14 protein-coding genes are annotated in these 15,527 nt (G+C 60.9%); 4 read left to right on the forward strand and 10 right to left on the reverse strand.

Annotated features, from left to right (window positions below; translation table 11 throughout):
• Positions 1-5: 5 nt before the first annotated feature.
• Entirely contained in the window at positions 6-1,079 is a 1,074-nt protein-coding gene (locus AC07VV_RS18570; RefSeq protein WP_495037053.1) for a BMP family ABC transporter substrate-binding protein, read from the reverse strand.
• A 286-nt stretch (positions 1,080-1,365) separates the two neighbouring features.
• Between AC07VV_RS18570 and AC07VV_RS18575 the strand changes: the two genes are divergently transcribed.
• Positions 1,366-2,457: a calcium:cation antiporter gene (locus AC07VV_RS18575; RefSeq protein ID WP_495037054.1), complete on the forward strand. Its 1,092-nt coding sequence runs from the start codon at positions 1,366-1,368 to the stop codon at positions 2,455-2,457.
• 158 nt (positions 2,458-2,615) lie between these two features.
• Here the strand turns inward: AC07VV_RS18575 and AC07VV_RS18580 are convergent, their stop codons facing one another.
• The 3 genes from AC07VV_RS18580 to AC07VV_RS18590 all read right to left on the reverse strand — a co-directional run bounded on the left by AC07VV_RS18580 (position 2,616) and on the right by AC07VV_RS18590 (position 5,230).
• Positions 2,616-3,974 (reverse strand): 8-oxoguanine deaminase, encoded by a 1,359-nt coding sequence (locus AC07VV_RS18580; RefSeq protein ID WP_495037055.1) that lies wholly within the window; start codon positions 3,972-3,974, stop codon positions 2,616-2,618.
• Positions 3,975-4,157: 183 nt separating this feature from the next.
• Entirely contained in the window at positions 4,158-4,853 is a 696-nt protein-coding gene (locus tag AC07VV_RS18585; RefSeq protein WP_495037056.1) for an SDR family oxidoreductase, read from the reverse strand.
• A gap of 26 nt (positions 4,854-4,879) precedes the next feature.
• A complete protein-coding gene (locus AC07VV_RS18590; RefSeq protein WP_495037067.1) occupies positions 4,880-5,230 on the reverse strand; it encodes a MerR family transcriptional regulator in 351 nt (116 codons plus the stop codon).
• A gap of 83 nt (positions 5,231-5,313) precedes the next feature.
• On the opposite strand from AC07VV_RS18590, the gene AC07VV_RS18595 reads away from it, so the two are divergent.
• Complete coding sequence (locus tag AC07VV_RS18595) at positions 5,314-5,730, forward strand: hypothetical protein (RefSeq protein WP_096819686.1); 417 nt, start codon at positions 5,314-5,316, stop codon at positions 5,728-5,730.
• Here AC07VV_RS18595 and AC07VV_RS18600 read toward each other — a convergent pair.
• The 6 genes from AC07VV_RS18600 to AC07VV_RS18625 form a co-directional block, all read right to left on the reverse strand.
• Positions 5,727-6,653 (reverse strand): ABC transporter permease, encoded by a 927-nt coding sequence (locus tag AC07VV_RS18600; protein WP_495037057.1) that lies wholly within the window; start codon positions 6,651-6,653, stop codon positions 5,727-5,729. The two genes, AC07VV_RS18595 and AC07VV_RS18600, sit on opposite strands and share 4 nt — an antisense overlap.
• Entirely contained in the window at positions 6,653-7,759 is a 1,107-nt protein-coding gene (locus tag AC07VV_RS18605) for an ABC transporter permease (protein ID WP_495037058.1), read from the reverse strand. The genes AC07VV_RS18600 and AC07VV_RS18605 overlap by 1 nt, the downstream gene beginning before the upstream one ends.
• 12 nt (positions 7,760-7,771) lie before the next feature.
• Entirely contained in the window at positions 7,772-9,322 is a 1,551-nt protein-coding gene (locus AC07VV_RS18610) for an ABC transporter ATP-binding protein (protein ID WP_495037059.1), read from the reverse strand.
• A 537-nt stretch (positions 9,323-9,859) separates the two neighbouring features.
• Positions 9,860-10,441 carry an IMPACT family protein gene (locus AC07VV_RS18615; RefSeq protein WP_495037060.1) on the reverse strand — a complete coding sequence of 194 codons (582 nt, stop codon included), beginning with the start codon at positions 10,439-10,441 and terminating at the stop codon, positions 9,860-9,862.
• 8 nt (positions 10,442-10,449) lie between these two features.
• Complete coding sequence (locus tag AC07VV_RS18620) at positions 10,450-11,100, reverse strand: TetR/AcrR family transcriptional regulator (RefSeq protein ID WP_495037061.1); 651 nt, start codon at positions 11,098-11,100, stop codon at positions 10,450-10,452.
• A 95-nt stretch (positions 11,101-11,195) separates the two neighbouring features.
• Positions 11,196-12,116 carry a LysR family transcriptional regulator gene (locus AC07VV_RS18625; protein ID WP_495037062.1) on the reverse strand — a complete coding sequence of 307 codons (921 nt, stop codon included), beginning with the start codon at positions 12,114-12,116 and terminating at the stop codon, positions 11,196-11,198.
• Between the two features lie 139 nt (positions 12,117-12,255).
• Here AC07VV_RS18625 and aptA point away from each other — a divergent pair, with 139 nt between their 5' ends.
• Both aptA and AC07VV_RS18635 read left to right on the forward strand, forming a co-directional pair.
• Positions 12,256-13,605: an omega-aminotransferase AptA gene (gene aptA, locus AC07VV_RS18630; RefSeq protein WP_493071183.1), complete on the forward strand. Its 1,350-nt coding sequence runs from the start codon at positions 12,256-12,258 to the stop codon at positions 13,603-13,605.
• Positions 13,606-13,681: 76 nt separating this feature from the next.
• Complete coding sequence (locus tag AC07VV_RS18635) at positions 13,682-15,175, forward strand: CoA-acylating methylmalonate-semialdehyde dehydrogenase (RefSeq protein WP_102688491.1); 1,494 nt, start codon at positions 13,682-13,684, stop codon at positions 15,173-15,175.
• Positions 15,176-15,527 lie beyond the last annotated feature (352 nt).

The raw sequence follows: 15,527 nt of genomic DNA on the forward strand, positions 1-15,527 counted from the left end.
GTGGATTACTTCGGCATCTCGGCCTTCATGCCTTCGACGTAGTAATTCATCGACGCCAGCTCCACGTTGGTCGCGCTCACGCCCGCCGGGATTTTTTCGACCCCGGCCTGATCCTTGATCGGCCCTGTGAACGGTTGCAGGGCGCCGCTCTTGATGTCGGCGATGATCTGCTCGGCTTCGGCCTTCACCGGCGCCGGCACCAGATCGCTGATCGGCAGTTCGACCGTGCCCTCCTTCAACCCGCCCCAGTAGTCCTGGGATTTCCAGTTGTGGTCTATCACGCTCTGGGTCGCCTGAATGTAGTGCGGCGCCCAGTCGTTGACGATCGAAGTCAGCACCGCTTTTGGCCCGAAGTGCGCCATGTCCGAAGCGTAGCCCACGGCATACACGCCACGTCGTTCGGCGGCCTGGATCGGCGCTGGGCTGTCGGTGTGCTGGAACACCACATCCACGCCCTGGTCGATCAGCGCGTTGGCGGCGTCGGCTTCCTTGCCCGGATCGAACCACGAGTTGACCCACACCACTTTGATTTCAGTGCCGGGGTTGTACTTGTTCAGGGCCAGCTGGATGGCGTTGATGTCGCGGATCACTTCCGGGATCGGGAACGAGGCGACGTAGCCGATCTTCTTGGTCTTGGTCATCTTCGCCGCGAGGAAACCGCCGACGTAACGGCCCTCATACGTACGCGCGAGATAGGTGCCGAGGTTCTTGTCCTGCTTGTAGCCTGTGGCGTGTTCGAAGGTCACCTTGGGAAACTGTTTGGCGACTTTCACCGTCGGGTTCATGTAGCCGAAGGAGGTGGTGAAGATCAGGTCGTAGTTGTCCTTGGCCATGTTGCGGATCACCCGCTCGGCATCGGCGCCTTCGGCGACGTTTTCCACGTAGTTGGTGGTGATCTGCGAACCGAATTTTTCCGCCAGCGCCTTGCGCCCCTGTTCATGCTGATACGTCCAGCCGTGGTCGCCGATGGGGCCGATGTAGACGAAACCGACTTTCAGTGGATCGGCGGCACTGGCGCTCAGGCTGAGGCCGAGGCCCATGGCGATGCACAGCAGTGTTTGCAGTGGACGTTTTTGCATGAACGCGAACTCCCTTTTGTTGTGTGTGGGGAGGGCAATGCAAAAGACTGACCAAGCGGACAACAAATCGATTCGAAATCGCGGCGAGGCCTTCGCGAGCAAGCTCGCTCCCACAGAGGATCGCGTTCCCATGTGGGAGCGGGCTTGCTTGCGAAGAGGCCGCAAAGGCCAATAAAAGTGCAGGCGTAGATAAAGCTGCCATCCACTGGTGCGCTAAGGTGTAACGAACCATTAGCGCCGCCCCGCAGTCAGTAGCTCATTCGACCTCAGCACCCGAAGGCCCGCCATGCTCACGATCCTCAAGCAAGAAAGCTTTCTGCTGCTGGCCCTGATCGCCGCTCTCGTGGCGTATCCGCTGGAGCACTGGTTGCTGCACAGCGGCCAGGTCGTCGCCCTGACCGGCGGGCTGGTGTTGATCGCGTTCATCGTCGCCGCCTCGATGCGCGTCGCCCATCAGGCCGAACTGCTCGCGGAAAAGGTCGGCGATCCTTACGGCACGATGATCCTGACCCTAGCCGCCGTGCTGGTGGAAGTGGTGATCCTGGCGATCATGATGAGCAACGAAGCCTCGCCGACCCTGGTGCGCGACACGATCTATTCGGCGGTGATGCTCGACATCAACGGCATCCTCGGTCTCGCCGCATTGATGGGCGGGATCAAGCATGGCGAGCAGTCCTACAACGACGATTCGGCCCGCAGTTACAGCGTGATGATTCTCACCGCCATGGGCGTGTCGATGGTGGTGCCGGAGTTCATTCCCGAGGCCGACTGGAAAATCTATTCGGCGTTCACCATCGGCGCGATGGTGGTGCTTTATACGTTGTTCCTGCGCATGCAGGTCGGCCCGCACAGCTACTTTTTCAGCTACAGCTACCCGGATAAACGCCGCAAGAAAGAGCCGGAGGAGCAGGAGCCGAAACCGGTGAGCCTGGCCTTGTCGATCGGCATTCTGGTGTTTGGTGTGGTGGTGATCGGCGCGCTGGCCGAAGTGATGTCCAAGACCCTCGATCTGGGTCTGGAAGGGACGGGCGCACCGCCGGTGATCACGGCGATTCTGGTGGCGGCGATCTCGGCGGCACCGGAGATTTTGACCGCGTTGCGCGCAGCGTTGGCCAACCGTATGCAGTCGGTGGTCAACATTGCGATGGGCGCGTCGTTATCGACGGTGATCCTGACGGTGCCGGTGATGGAAGCGATGGCGCTCTACACCGGTCAGCCGTTTCAGATGGCGATGACCCCGGTGCAGACCGTGATGATCTTCATCACGCTGATCGTCAGCGCGATCAATCTCAATGACGGCGAGACCAATGCCATCGAGGGCATGACCCACTTTGTGCTGTTTGCGACGTTCATCATGTTGTCGCTGCTCGGACTTTGAGAGCGACCAGCACCGACAGATCGTTCCCACGCTCTGCGTGGGAATGCCGCAATGGACGCTCCGCGTCCAACGCTGGGACGCAGAGCGTCCCGGTATGCATTCCCACGCGGAGCGTGGGAATGATCAGTGCCTCGACGTGGGAACGATCAGAAGGGGGATCAGGTGCCGGCGATCAACTGCCGAGCCGCCTGGCTGTGATCGGCAATCAGGCCTTTGAGATCCAGCCCTTCAACCTGTCCGTCAATCACGCGCCACTTGCCGCCGACCATCACTCGATCCGCGCGATCCGCGCCGCACAACAGCAACGCCGAGATCGGATCATGACTGCCGGAGAAGCGCAGTTCATCCAGCTTGAACAACGCCAGATCCGCCTGCTTGCCGACCGCCAGCTCGCCGATGTCGGTGCGGCCCAGCAGGCTCGCCGAACCCTTGGTAGCCCAGCCCAGCACACGTTCCGGGGTGATCTTCTCGGCGCCATAACGCAGGCGCTGGATGTACAGGGCCTGACGCGCTTCCAGGATCATGTTCGACGCATCGTTGGACGCCGAGCCATCCACACCGAGACCGAACAGTGCGCCGGCATCGGTCAGGTCGATGCTCGGGCAGATACCGGAGGCCAGACGCATGTTCGAGCTCGGGCAATGACAGATACCGGTGCCGGCCGCGCCGAGGCGGGCGATTTCGTCGGGGTTGAAATGGATGCCGTGGGCCAGCCACGTGCGCGGGCCGAGCCAGCCGACGCTGTCCAGATAATCCACAGTGCGCAGGCCGAAGCGTTGCAGGCAGAAATCCTCTTCGTCGAGGGTTTCCGCGAGGTGAGTGTGCAGGCGCACATCGAGTTTGTTTGCCAGCTCGGCGCTGGCGGACATGATTTCCGGGGTCACCGAGAACGGCGAGCACGGCGCCAGAGCGATCTGGATTTGCGCGCCGTCACCACGTTCGTGGTACTCGTGAATAAGCCGCTGGCTGTCGTCGAGAATCACCTGGCCTTCCTGCACGGTCTGCTGCGGAGGCAGGCCGCCATCCTTCTCGCCGAGGCTCATCGAACCACGGGTGAGCATGGCGCGCATGCCCAGTTCGCGCACGGTTTCGACTTGCACGTCGATGGCGTTTTCCAGGCCGTCCGGGAACAGGTAATGGTGGTCGGCGGCGGTGGTGCAACCCGACAACAGCAACTCGGCCAGCGCTACTTTGGTGGCGAGGGCGAGTTTTTCAGGCGTCAGGCGCGCCCACACTGGGTACAGGGTTTTCAGCCACGGAAACAACGGCTGATTGACCACCGGCGCCCAGGCGCGGGTCAGGGTTTGATAGAAGTGGTGATGGGTGTTGATCAGGCCCGGCAGGATCACGTGTTCACGGGCGTCGAACACTTCATTGCATGGGGTCGACGGTTGCTGGCCGGCGCCGAGCACTTCGGTGATCACACCGTCTTGCAGCACCAGACCGCCACGGGCGTCGAGACCGTTGGCCGTGAAAATGGCGAGGGGATTTTTTAACCAGATACGGGTCGCAGGCATTGTGGCCGGCTCCTCTGAAAGTTGGGTTCAGGGTTGCCAGCTCAGTGTTGCCCTGTCTGCTGATCCAGGGTCGCCGCGAAGGACGAGGTGCGGAGTTTCGAACAAAATGTTGCGACGGGCAAGTCCAACCCGACCAGACACCGGGATAACCCTGTAGGAGCGAGCCCCCACAGGGTCCAGTGTTTACCAGGGAATGGTTTCACCCTTGTAGTTCACGAAGTGATGTCCGCCCTTGCCGGCATACGCGTCCACCTGATCCACCAGACCGCGTGTACTGGTGTCGACGTCAATGTCGGCGCCTTCGCCGCCCATGTCAGTTTTCACCCAGCCCGGATGCAGCGACAGCACCGTGAGTTTCTGATCGCCCAACTGAGTGACGAAGCTGTTGGTCATCGAGTTCAGCGCCGCTTTGCTGGCCTTGTACAGCGCCAGTTCCGGCGCATCGGGCATGGTCACGCTGCCGAGCACCGAACTCATGAATGCCAGCACGCCGCTGCCGTCGCGAATCTGCCCGACGAAACGCTGGGCCAGGTTGATCGGCGCCACGGCGTTGGTGAAGAACAACTGACCGACTTCCGCCAGCGTCGCGCCGCCCGGGGTCTGCACGTCAGGGCCTTTGACCCCGGCATTGACGAACAGCAGGTCGAAGGTCTCGCCCTTGAGTTGCTGGCTCAGGGCGATCACGGCTTGCTGGTCGTCCATGTCGAGTTTTTCGACTTGCACGTTGCCCAGTGCTTTCAGCGCCTCGGCGTTCGAAGGGTTGCGAACCGTGGCGGTGACTCGCCAGCCGTCGGCCAGCAGGGTTTTCACCAGCCCCAGGCCCAGGCCCCGGGAGGCGCCGATGATCAGTGCGTGCTTGGCAGGATTAAGTGCGGACATGACGGGCTTCCTTGAAAGTTGAAAGATCACGGGTTCAGTGGACAGCGTTGACCGAGCCGTTGCTGCAACTCGTGGCGCAGCTCGCCGAGTTCGGCCATGCGGGTTTCGATCAGCTTGAGCTTGTCTTGCAGCAATTGCGTGACGGCAGTGTCCGGGTCTGGCGATTGCCACAGCGCGCCAACGCTGCTGCCGATCTCGCCGAGAGTAAAGCCCAGACGCTGCGCCGTCTTGATGTACAGCACCAGTTGCACCATCTCCGGCGGATAGTCGCGATAACCGTTGGCGCTGCGTTGCGCCGCAATCAATCCGCGCTCCTCGTAGAAACGCAGCGTGTCACGGCTGACATCGCAGGTCTGGGCCAACTCACCGATGCGCATCAAGGACATCTCGAAAGTGTTTGACCCTGGAGCATACTCCAGGCTTTACCGTGGTTGCTCCCTGAATTTTCGGAGCAAGGACGATGTGGACTTCAACGCAGTATCGACAGTTGGTGCGCGGCAGTGCCTGGTATGACTTGATCGTGACAGTGGCGTTTGTCACGCCATGGAGTTTTGCTGTGTTGCATGGGTTGTTGACGGCGTTGAGTCAGGCGCTGGAATTGCCCGGTGAGTTGCCGGCGTTCGAACCTGCGCATCTGTTGATGGCGAATCTGTTCGGTTCGGTGGTGTGCATGTGGTCGGTGCTGCGGATTCGTGATCCGCAGCCGGTTTATGGGCGCTATGACGCGGTGACGCGATTTCTGTTCGCGGCGTGGATGACGTATGCCCTGGCCCACGGCGCCAGTTCGTTGGTGGTGGGTTTCCTGGTTCTCGAAGTGGCGTGGGGCATTGCTCAGGCGTTGCCTGTTCGGTCGCTGTCGCGGGCCGTCACGGCTTAATGTCCGGCCTGCCACGGCTGTCCCAGTGATACCGGCGCGTACAGCCGAGTCCGAACTGCATCCCGCGACAACAACACCAGCACCAGAATCGTCGCGACGTACGGCAGCATCGCCAGCAGGCTTGAAGGAATCGCCAGCCCCAACCCCTGCGCCACCAGGTGCAGGATGCTGGCGAGTCCGAACAGATACGCCCCGAGCAAAAGCCGCCACACCCGCCAACTGGCGAACACCACCAGCGCCAGCGCGATCCAGCCGCGTCCGGCGGTCATGTTTTCTGCCCACATCGGCGTGTACGCCAGCGACAGATAAGCCCCGGCCAGTCCGGCCATCGCGCCGCCGAACAAAACCGCCAGTGTGCGCACGGTCAGCACCGGCAGGCCCATGGCACTCGCCGCATCAGGATTCTCGCCGACCGCTTGAATGATCAGCCCGACACGGCTTTTCACGATCACCCACGCCACCAGCGCAAACAGCGAGAACGACAGGTACACCAGCAGATCCTGGGCAAACAGCATGCGGCCGATCAGCGGGATTTCACTCAAGTATGGAATCGCCAGCGGCTCGAATCCCGCCAGCGGTTTGCCGACCCACGCTGCGCCGACAAAGGTCGACAGGCCCACGCCAAAAATCGTCAGCGCCAGCCCGGTCGCCACCTGATTGGCGTTGAACACCAGCGCCACCAGGGCAAACAGCGACGACAACAGCATCCCGGCAAGCATCGCCAACACCACGCCGAGCCACAGGTTGCCGCTGTTGAACGCGACGATGAAACCGATCACCGCACCAAACAGCATCATCCCTTCTTGCCCGAGGTTGAGCACGCCGCTCTTTTCGCAGATCAGTTCACCCAGCGCCACCAGCAGCAGTGGCGTACCGCAACGCACCATGGCGTAGAAAACATTGCTCAGCAGATCGATATCCATCACAGCGCTCCGGCGGTTACGGCGGTGGTAGAAGTGCGCCGCACCCAGCGCAGGTTCAGGCGGGGTCGGTAAAGGATCAGCACGTCACAGGCCAGCAGGAAAAACAGCATCATTCCCTGAAACAACTGAGTGATCGCCTGCGGCAGATTCAGCGTCATCTGCGCGCTCTCGCCACCGATGTACAGCAGCGCCATCAACAGGCTGGAAAACAGAATGCCGATGGGATTGAGCCGCCCGAGAAATGCCACGGTGATCGCCGCATAGCCGTAGCCCGGCGAGACTTGCGGCACCAGTTGGCCGATCGGCCCGGTGACTTCGCAGACACCGGCCAGCCCGGCCAATCCACCGCTGATCAACAGTGCGAGCCAGATCAGACGCTTCTCGCGGAAACCGGCAAATCCCGCCGCGCGCTTATCGAGCCCGAGCACCTTGATCTGGAAACCGACGAAGCTTTTCTGCAACACCACCCACACCGCCACCAGCGCGAGCAGGGCGAAATACACCCCGGCATGAACCCGGCCATCCTCCATCAACAGCGGCAAACGGCTGGCGTCGCCGAACATCGCCGACTCGGGAAAGTTGTACCCGGCCGGGTCCTTCAACGGTCCGTGGACGCAGAACAGCAGCAGGTTCAGCGCAATGTAATTGAGCATGATACTGGTGAGGATTTCGTTGGCGTTGAAGCGCGTGCGCAACCAGGCGGTTAGCCCGGCCCACGCGGCGCCGGCGAACGTGCCGGTGAGCAGGATCAGCACCAAGGCCCAACGGCTCTGCATATCGATGATGTTCACCGCCAGCGCACTGCCGGCCAACGCACCGAGAAGCAACTGGCCTTCGGCGCCGATGTTCCAGATCCGCGCCTGATAGGCCACCGCCAGACCGAGGGCACAGAGCAGGATCGGCAACGCCTTGACCAATAATTCGGAGACGCCATACAAGTCGCTGACCGGCGCGATCAGCAAGGTGTGCAAGGTTTGCAGCGGATCATGACCGAGGGCGATGAACAGCAGCGAGCCACAACCGAGGGTCAGCACCGCCGCCAACAGCGGCGAGCACCACAGCATCAGGCGCGACTGCCGGCCACGGGGTTCGAGGGAAAGCAACATGGGAAAACTCCGTTAAACCGTGGCCGGTTGTGATTGAGGGGGGGCGAACTGGCCGGCCATCCAGCCGCCGACGTCGCTGAGGCGGGTTTGCGCCGTGTCCTGCAACGCCGACAGGCGCCCGCCGCACAGAGCGCCGAGGCGGTCGCTGATCTGGAACAGTTCGTCGAGGTCTTCGGAAATCACCAGAATCGCCGCCCCGGCATCGCGCAGGGCAATCAGCGCGCGGTGGATGGTGGCCGCCGCGCCGACATCCACGCCCCAGGTCGGGTGCGCGGCGATCAGCAATTTTGGCTGCTGGAGGATTTCCCGGCCGAGGATGAATTTCTGCAGGTTGCCGCCGGACAGGCTGCGGGCGGCGGTCTGGGTGTCCGGGGTTTTCACGCCGAAGCGCTGGATGATCGTTTGGGCGAGGGTTTCGACCTTGCCGCGCTCGATCAAGCCGTGGCTGACCAGGCCTTGTTGAAAGGCGGTGAGCAGGGCGTTGTCCGCCAGGCTCATGTCCGGTACCGCGCCATGCCCCAGGCGTTCGGCGGGGACGAACGCCAGGCCGAGCTTGCGTCGCGCATCCGGGCGCCGATCGGCGACAGCGTGTTCTCGGAAACGGATGGTTGCCGCTGATTCGCGGGGCAGTGTCTGCTCGCCGCTAAGCAATGCGAGTAACTCGTCCTGACCGTTGCCCGCCACGCCGGCGATGCCGACGATTTCACCGCTGCGCACCTGCAGGTCGATGTTGTTCAGAGAGCAGCCGAACGGATCCGGGTTGCGCCAGTTCAATCCACTGACCTGCAAAAACGCTGCGCCACCAGTGACTTTTGTGAACTCGCCGATCAATGTCGCGGCGTCGCCCACCATCAATTGCGCCAGTTGCCTGTCGGTGCAGTCGGCCGGTACGCAATGCCCGGCCACCCGACCACCACGCAATACCGTGGCGCTGTGACACAAGGCGCGCACCTCACCAAGTTTGTGGCTGATGAACAGAATGCTGCAGCCCTCGGCCGCGAGCCGGCGCAGGGTGATGAACAACTCGTCGGCTTCCTGCGGCGTGAGCACCGAGGTCGGCTCATCGAGAATCAGCAGGCGAATGTCCTGCATCAGGCAACGAACGATCTCGACCCGTTGCCGCTCGCCGATCGACAGGCTGTGGACAAGTCGCTGGGGTTCCAGCGCCATGCCATATCGGCGCGACACTTCACGGATTTTCGCCTCAAGCTGTTTCGGCGAACCGGCCGCTGCACCCATCGCCAATGCAATGTTCTGCGCCACGCTCAAAGTCTCGAACAGCGAGAAATGCTGGAACACCATGCCGATACCCAACTGCCGGGCCTGGGCCGGGTTGCGCATGCTCACCGGTTGACCCTGCCACAGCACCTCGCCCGAATCGGCCTGGGTGACGCCGTAGATGATCTTCATCAAGGTGCTTTTGCCTGCACCGTTTTCACCGAGCAGCGCGTGGATTTCACCGGGGGCGATGCTCAGGTCGATGGCGTCATTGGCGAGGCAACCGGGATAACGTTTGCTGATCCGGCGCAGTTGCAGGCGCGGGGTGGACGTGGGATTTGGCATGACAGGCTCGGGTCGCTTGGAGTTGTGCCTGTGGATAAAGCAATTTCCTGGCCATTGAGTCAGGAACCCTTCAAGCGTTTGCCCGGCGATCCTTCTCGTAGAGCCACGAAGGCAAAACTGCTCCGATTCGCGGCACCAATTAAGCGCAAAGCCTTTGATCAGGCTCCAGTTTTGCTCGTGAAATTCTGGTTAAAAAACGAGCAATCCCGCCGGAGTCAAGCAGCACCTGCGGCTAAGGGAGTCATGAACGGGTTATCCACAGGTTGCTCCACAGTATTTGTGCGCAATCGGAAAACCTTGGCATAAGCGCATCGGTGCTATCTCCCAATGGCGATAAACAGATCTAACTGATTGTTTTTGCTTGGAATTAAACTTTTTTCACGTGGTTTGGGCGAAAAGTGAACAAAACGCGCAAAGCCACGTGACAGAAGGGTTACAGCGGTGTGTGCTCAGGTTATCCACAGTCGGGTGCACAGCTGATGTGGGCAACTCTGTGGAATAAGCGAATCGTGTCGTGCCCCGAAATATTGCAGGTGCTCAGCGCTGGAGCAGGATACGTCCACGGCTGAGATCGGCCAGTTGGTTTTGCAGCAACGGGATCTGCGCTTCCCCCACTGCCAACTGTAATTCGACGCCGTTGGCGGTGAAGTTTTCCTCCACCACCAGACCGCCGAGATCCGCCACCCGCAACTTCACCAGCGCCAGTTCGGCAAACCCGCAGGCGCAACTCAGTGGCACACGGCTGATCAATTCGATTTTCGCCGCCGCTTGCAGACATTTGTTTGCGCCGCCGCCATAGGCCCGGGCCAATCCGCCGGTGCCCAGTTGAATGCCGCCGTACCAGCGGATCACCAGCACCGCGACCTGATCGCAATCCTGCGCTTCGATGGCAGCGAGAATCGGCCGTCCGGCAGTGCCGCCGGGTTCGCCGTCGTCATTGCTGCGGTACTGATCACCGAGTTTCCACGCCCAGCAATTGTGCGAGGCGTTCAAGTCGCCGTGCTGCTCGATGAAAGCTTGCGCCTCGGCAGGGCTGCCGATCGGTGCGGCGAAGGTGATGAAACGGCTTTTGCGAATCTCTTCGCGAAATTCGCAGAAGCCGCTGAGGGTGAATGGCATAAAACGACTTATAGAGAAGAAGTGAGGCCGCAGCCTTTGAGGATGATGCGGATCAGATTGGTGCCGGCGTCGTCCATGTCCTGTTTGGTCAATTTGCTGCGACCGGTCACTCGGCAGATCTGTGTGGCGAAGTCGGCGTAATGCTGCGTACTGCCCCATAACAGGAAAATCAGGTGCACCGGATCCACCGGGTCCATCTTGCCGGCATCGATCCACGCCTGGAACACCGCGGCCCGGCCCTGGAACCAGGCGCGGTAGTCCTGGTTGAAATACTCGGTCAGGCATTCGCCGCCACTGATCACTTCCATCGCAAAGATTCGCGACGCTTGCGGCTGACGGCGGGAAAACTCCATTTTTGCGCGGATGTAGCGAGTCAGGGCTTCGGCCGGATCGTCTTCGGCGGTCAGGGTGTTGAAGGTGCTGTCCCACAACTCGAGGATGTTGCTCAGCACCGCCACGTACAGACCCAGCTTGTTGGTGAAGTAGTAATGCAGATTCGCCTTGGGCAACCCGGCCTTGGTGGCGATGGTGTTCATGCTGGTGCCTTTGAACCCGTGACGGGCGAACTCGTCTTCGGCGGCTTTGATGATGGTCTCTTCGTTCTTCTGACGAATGCGGCTGGCAGGTTTGCCGCCGTGAGCGGGGACTTCAAAGGTCATAGGCACTTCCGGGTTTGTCTGTGGGGTGCAACCAGTTGCGTTGATAGCGCAACCATCGGCCTGCGACAAGCCCCGGGCGAATAAAACCCCGGTCGTCAGCGAGTGGCGGCCAGGCTTTCGAGAAAACTTTCCAGCACCAGATGCGGACGCCGGCCTTTGCGGGTGACCGAGGCCAGGCTCAAGTCATAGAAGCGGGTGTTGGCCTTGAGCGCGCGCAACCGCCCCTGTTGCACCCAGAGGCTGGCGTAATGATCCGGCAGATAACCGATGTAACGCCCGGTCAGAATCAGGAACGCCATGCCCTCGCGGTCGGAAGCGCTGGCCGTGCAATTGAGCGCCTGATAATGCGCCTGGATCTCTACCGGCAAACGGAAGGTCGGGGCGATGGCGTCCTGGCTGTTCAGGCGTTCGTCGTCCAGTTGCTTGTCATCGACATAAAACAACGGATGGCCAACCGCGCAATAAAGCAGCGAGCGTTCGCTGTACAACGGCTGATATTCCAGTCCCGACAACGCACTGGCCTGCGGCACCACGCCGACATGCAGGCGGCCGTCGAGCACGCCTTGTTCGACTTCATTTGGAGCGATCATGCGGATCTGGATCTGCACGTCCGGCCCGCGCTCCTTCAACTGCGCTAGTGCGTGGGTGATGCGCATGTGGGGCAGGGTGACGAGGTTGTCGGTCAGGCCGATGATCAGCTCGCCGCGCAAGTGCTGGTGCAGGCCGTTGACCTCGGTACGGAAACTTTCCAGCGCACTTAGAAGCTGCAACGCCGATTGATAGACCTCGCGACCCTCTTCGGTCAGGGAGAAACCGGCGCGCCCGCGCTGGCACAGACGCAGGCCCAGGCGTTGTTCGAGATCGCTCATTTGCTGGCTGATCGCCGAGCGACCGATGCCGAGCACGGTTTCCGCTGCGGAGAAGCCGCCGCACTCGACCACACTGCGAAAAATCCGTAGCAGGCGAATGTCAAAGTCACTGACCTGGGCCAGTGGATCGGGGCGGCGGCTGCTCATGCTGTTGTTCTCATTGTTTAGCAGGGTTCTAACTGAAGGTTAGAAAAGTTGGATTTCACCGACTTTATCCCCGTGGCAATTTAGCTGCAACAACGCTTTCTATCTCCCTGAAGCTTATTGCCCTGCGAGGTTTTGCCCGATGAACATGCCTGAAAACGCGTCGTCGCCACTGGCCAGCCAACTGAAGCTGGACGCGCACTGGATGCCGTACACCGCCAACCGCAACTTCCAGCGCGACCCGCGTCTGATCGTCGGTGCCGAAGGCAGCTGGCTGATCGATGACAAGGGCCGCAAGGTGTACGACTCGCTGTCCGGTCTGTGGACCTGCGGCGCCGGGCATACCCGCAAGGAAATCCAGGAAGCGGTGGCCAAGCAGTTGGGCACCCTCGATTACTCGCCGGGCTTCCAGTACGGTCACCCGCTGTCGTTCCAGCTGGCCGAGAAAATCACCGAGCTGACTCCGGGCAACCTGAATCACGTGTTCTTCACTGACTCCGGTTCCGAGTGCGCCGATACCGCGGTGAAAATGGTCCGCGCCTACTGGCGCCTGAAAGGCCAGTCGACCAAGACCAAAATGATCGGCCGCGCCCGTGGCTACCACGGTGTGAACATCGCCGGTACCAGCCTCGGCGGCGTCAACGGTAACCGCAAGCTGTTCGGTCAGGCGATGATGGATGTCGATCACTTGCCGCACACGTTGCTGGCGAGCAATGCCTTCTCCCGTGGCATGCCGGAGCAGGGCGGTATCGCGCTGGCCGATGAATTGCTGAAGCTGATCGAACTGCACGATGCTTCGAACATTGCTGCGGTGTTCGTTGAGCCTCTGGCCGGTTCGGCTGGCGTGCTGGTTCCGCCACAGGGCTACCTCAAGCGTCTGCGTGAAATCTGCGACCAGCACAACATCCTGCTGGTGTTCGACGAAGTGATCACCGGTTTCGGCCGTACCGGCAACATGTTCGGTGCCGACACCTTTGGCGTGACCCCGGACCTGATGTGCATCGCCAAGCAAGTCACCAACGGCGCGATCCCTATGGGCGCGGTGATTGCCAGCTCCGAGATCTACCAGACCTTCATGAACCAGCCGACCCCGGAGTACGCGGTGGAGTTCCCGCACGGCTACACCTACTCGGCGCACCCGGTGGCTTGCGCCGCTGGCCTGGCGGCACTCGACCTGCTGCAAAAGGAAAACCTGGTGCAGAGCGTGGCTGAAGTTGCACCGCATTTCGAAAATGCCCTGCACGGCCTGAAAGGCGCGAAGAACGTCATCGACATTCGTAACTACGGCCTGGCTGGTGCGATCCAGATCGCGGGGCGTGACGGCGACGCTATCGTGCGTCCATTCGAAGCCGGCATGGCGTTGTGGAAAGCCGGGTTCTACGTGCGCTTCGGCGGCGACACCCTGCAGTTCGGCCCAACCTTCAACAGCAAGCCGCAAGACCTCGATCGTCTGTTCGACGCGGTTGGCGAAGTGCTGAACAAGCTCGACTGATTTTTCCTTCTATATATACCTACAAAAACGGGCACTCCATGGCGGGTGCCCGTGGACAAGAATTCAGGAGTTTTCGATGAGCGTTATCCCGCATTTGATCAATGGCGAACTGGTGACCGAGAACGGTCGCGCAGTCGATGTGTTCAACCCGTCCACTGGCCAGGCGATCCACAAGCTGCCGCTGGCGACCCGCGAAACCATCCAGCACGCCATCGATGCCGCCAAGGCTGCGTTCCCGGCGTGGCGCAACACGCCACCGGCCAAACGTGCCCAGGTGATGTTCCGTTTCAAGCAACTGCTGGAGCAGAACGAAGCGCGCATCTCGCAATTGATCAGTGAAGAGCACGGCAAGACCCTGGAAGATGCTGCCGGTGAACTGAAGCGTGGTATCGAGAACGTCGAGTTCGCCTGCGCAGCGCCGGAAATCCTCAAGGGCGAGTACAGCCGTAACGTCGGTCCGAACATCGATGCCTGGTCCGATTTCCAGCCGTTGGGTGTGGTGGCCGGTATCACCCCGTTCAACTTCCCGGCGATGGTGCCGCTGTGGATGTATCCGCTGGCGATCGTCTGCGGTAACTGTTTCATCCTCAAGCCGTCCGAGCGTGATCCGAGCTCGACCCTGCTGATCGCTCAACTGCTGCTGGAAGCCGGCCTGCCGAAAGGCGTGCTGAGCGTGGTGCACGGCGACAAGACTGCGGTGGACGCGCTGATCGAAGCGCCGGAAGTCAAAGCGCTGAGCTTCGTGGGTTCGACGCCGATTGCTGAATACATCTATTCCGAAGGCACCAAGCGTGGCAAACGCGTGCAGGCTCTGGGCGGTGCGAAGAACCACGCAGTACTGATGCCGGATGCGGATCTGGACAACGCCGTCAGCGCACTGATGGGCGCGGCTTACGGTTCCTGCGGCGAGCGCTGCATGGCGATCTCGGTGGCCGTGTGTGTGGGCGATCAGGTAGCGGACGCACTGGTGGCCAAACTGGTTCCACAGATCAAGGCGCTGAAAATCGGCGCCGGTACTTCTTGCGGTCTGGACATGGGGCCGCTGGTTACCGGTCAGGCCCGCGACAAGGTCAGCGGTTATGTCGAAGACGGCGTGGCGGCGGGCGCGACCCTGGTGGTCGACGGTCGTGGTCTGAGCGTTGCCGGTCATGAAGAAGGCTTCTTCCTGGGTGGCTGCCTGTTCGACAACGTCACCCCTGAGATGCGTATCTATAAAGAAGAGATCTTCGGGCCGGTGTTGTGCGTCGTTCGGGTGAACAGCCTGGAAGAGGCAATGCAACTGATCAACGACCACGAATACGGCAACGGCACCTGCATCTTCACCCGCGACGGTGAAGCGGCGCGTCTGTTCTGCGACGAGATCGAAGTTGGCATGGTAGGCGTCAACGTTCCATTGCCGGTGCCAGTGGCTTACCACAGCTTCGGTGGCTGGAAGCGTTCGCTGTTCGGCGACCTGCATGCCTATGGTCCGGATGGCGTGCGCTTCTACACCCGTCGCAAGGCGATCACCCAGCGCTGGCCACAGCGTGCGAGTCATGAAGCTTCGCAGTTCGCATTCCCTAGTTTGTAAGTAGAAGGGCAGTGCAAAGAAGGCCGACCTTTTAAGGTCGGCCTTCTTGTTTTCGGGCTTTTTTGACCGATGTGACAGATTTATGAAAATAGGGGTTGACGGCAGATTCTGGAGGCCTATAATTCGCCCCACTTCCGGCGCAGTCGAAACGGAAAACTCCTTGAAACTCAATGAGTTACGCAGTTTTCGACAGCGGCTTGCTTCAGGTCATCGACGCCTGGAAGGAGTTGAAAGAGTGGTGATGTTTGGCTCTTTTGACGTTTCGATCCTCTCGATCGAAAGCGGAGAAAAAAGAGGTGTTGACAGCAGCGTGTAACGCTGTAGAATTCGCCTCCCGCTGACGAGAGATCGG

It is taken from the genome of Pseudomonas sp. GW821-FHT02C04 (genome assembly GCF_059421845.1).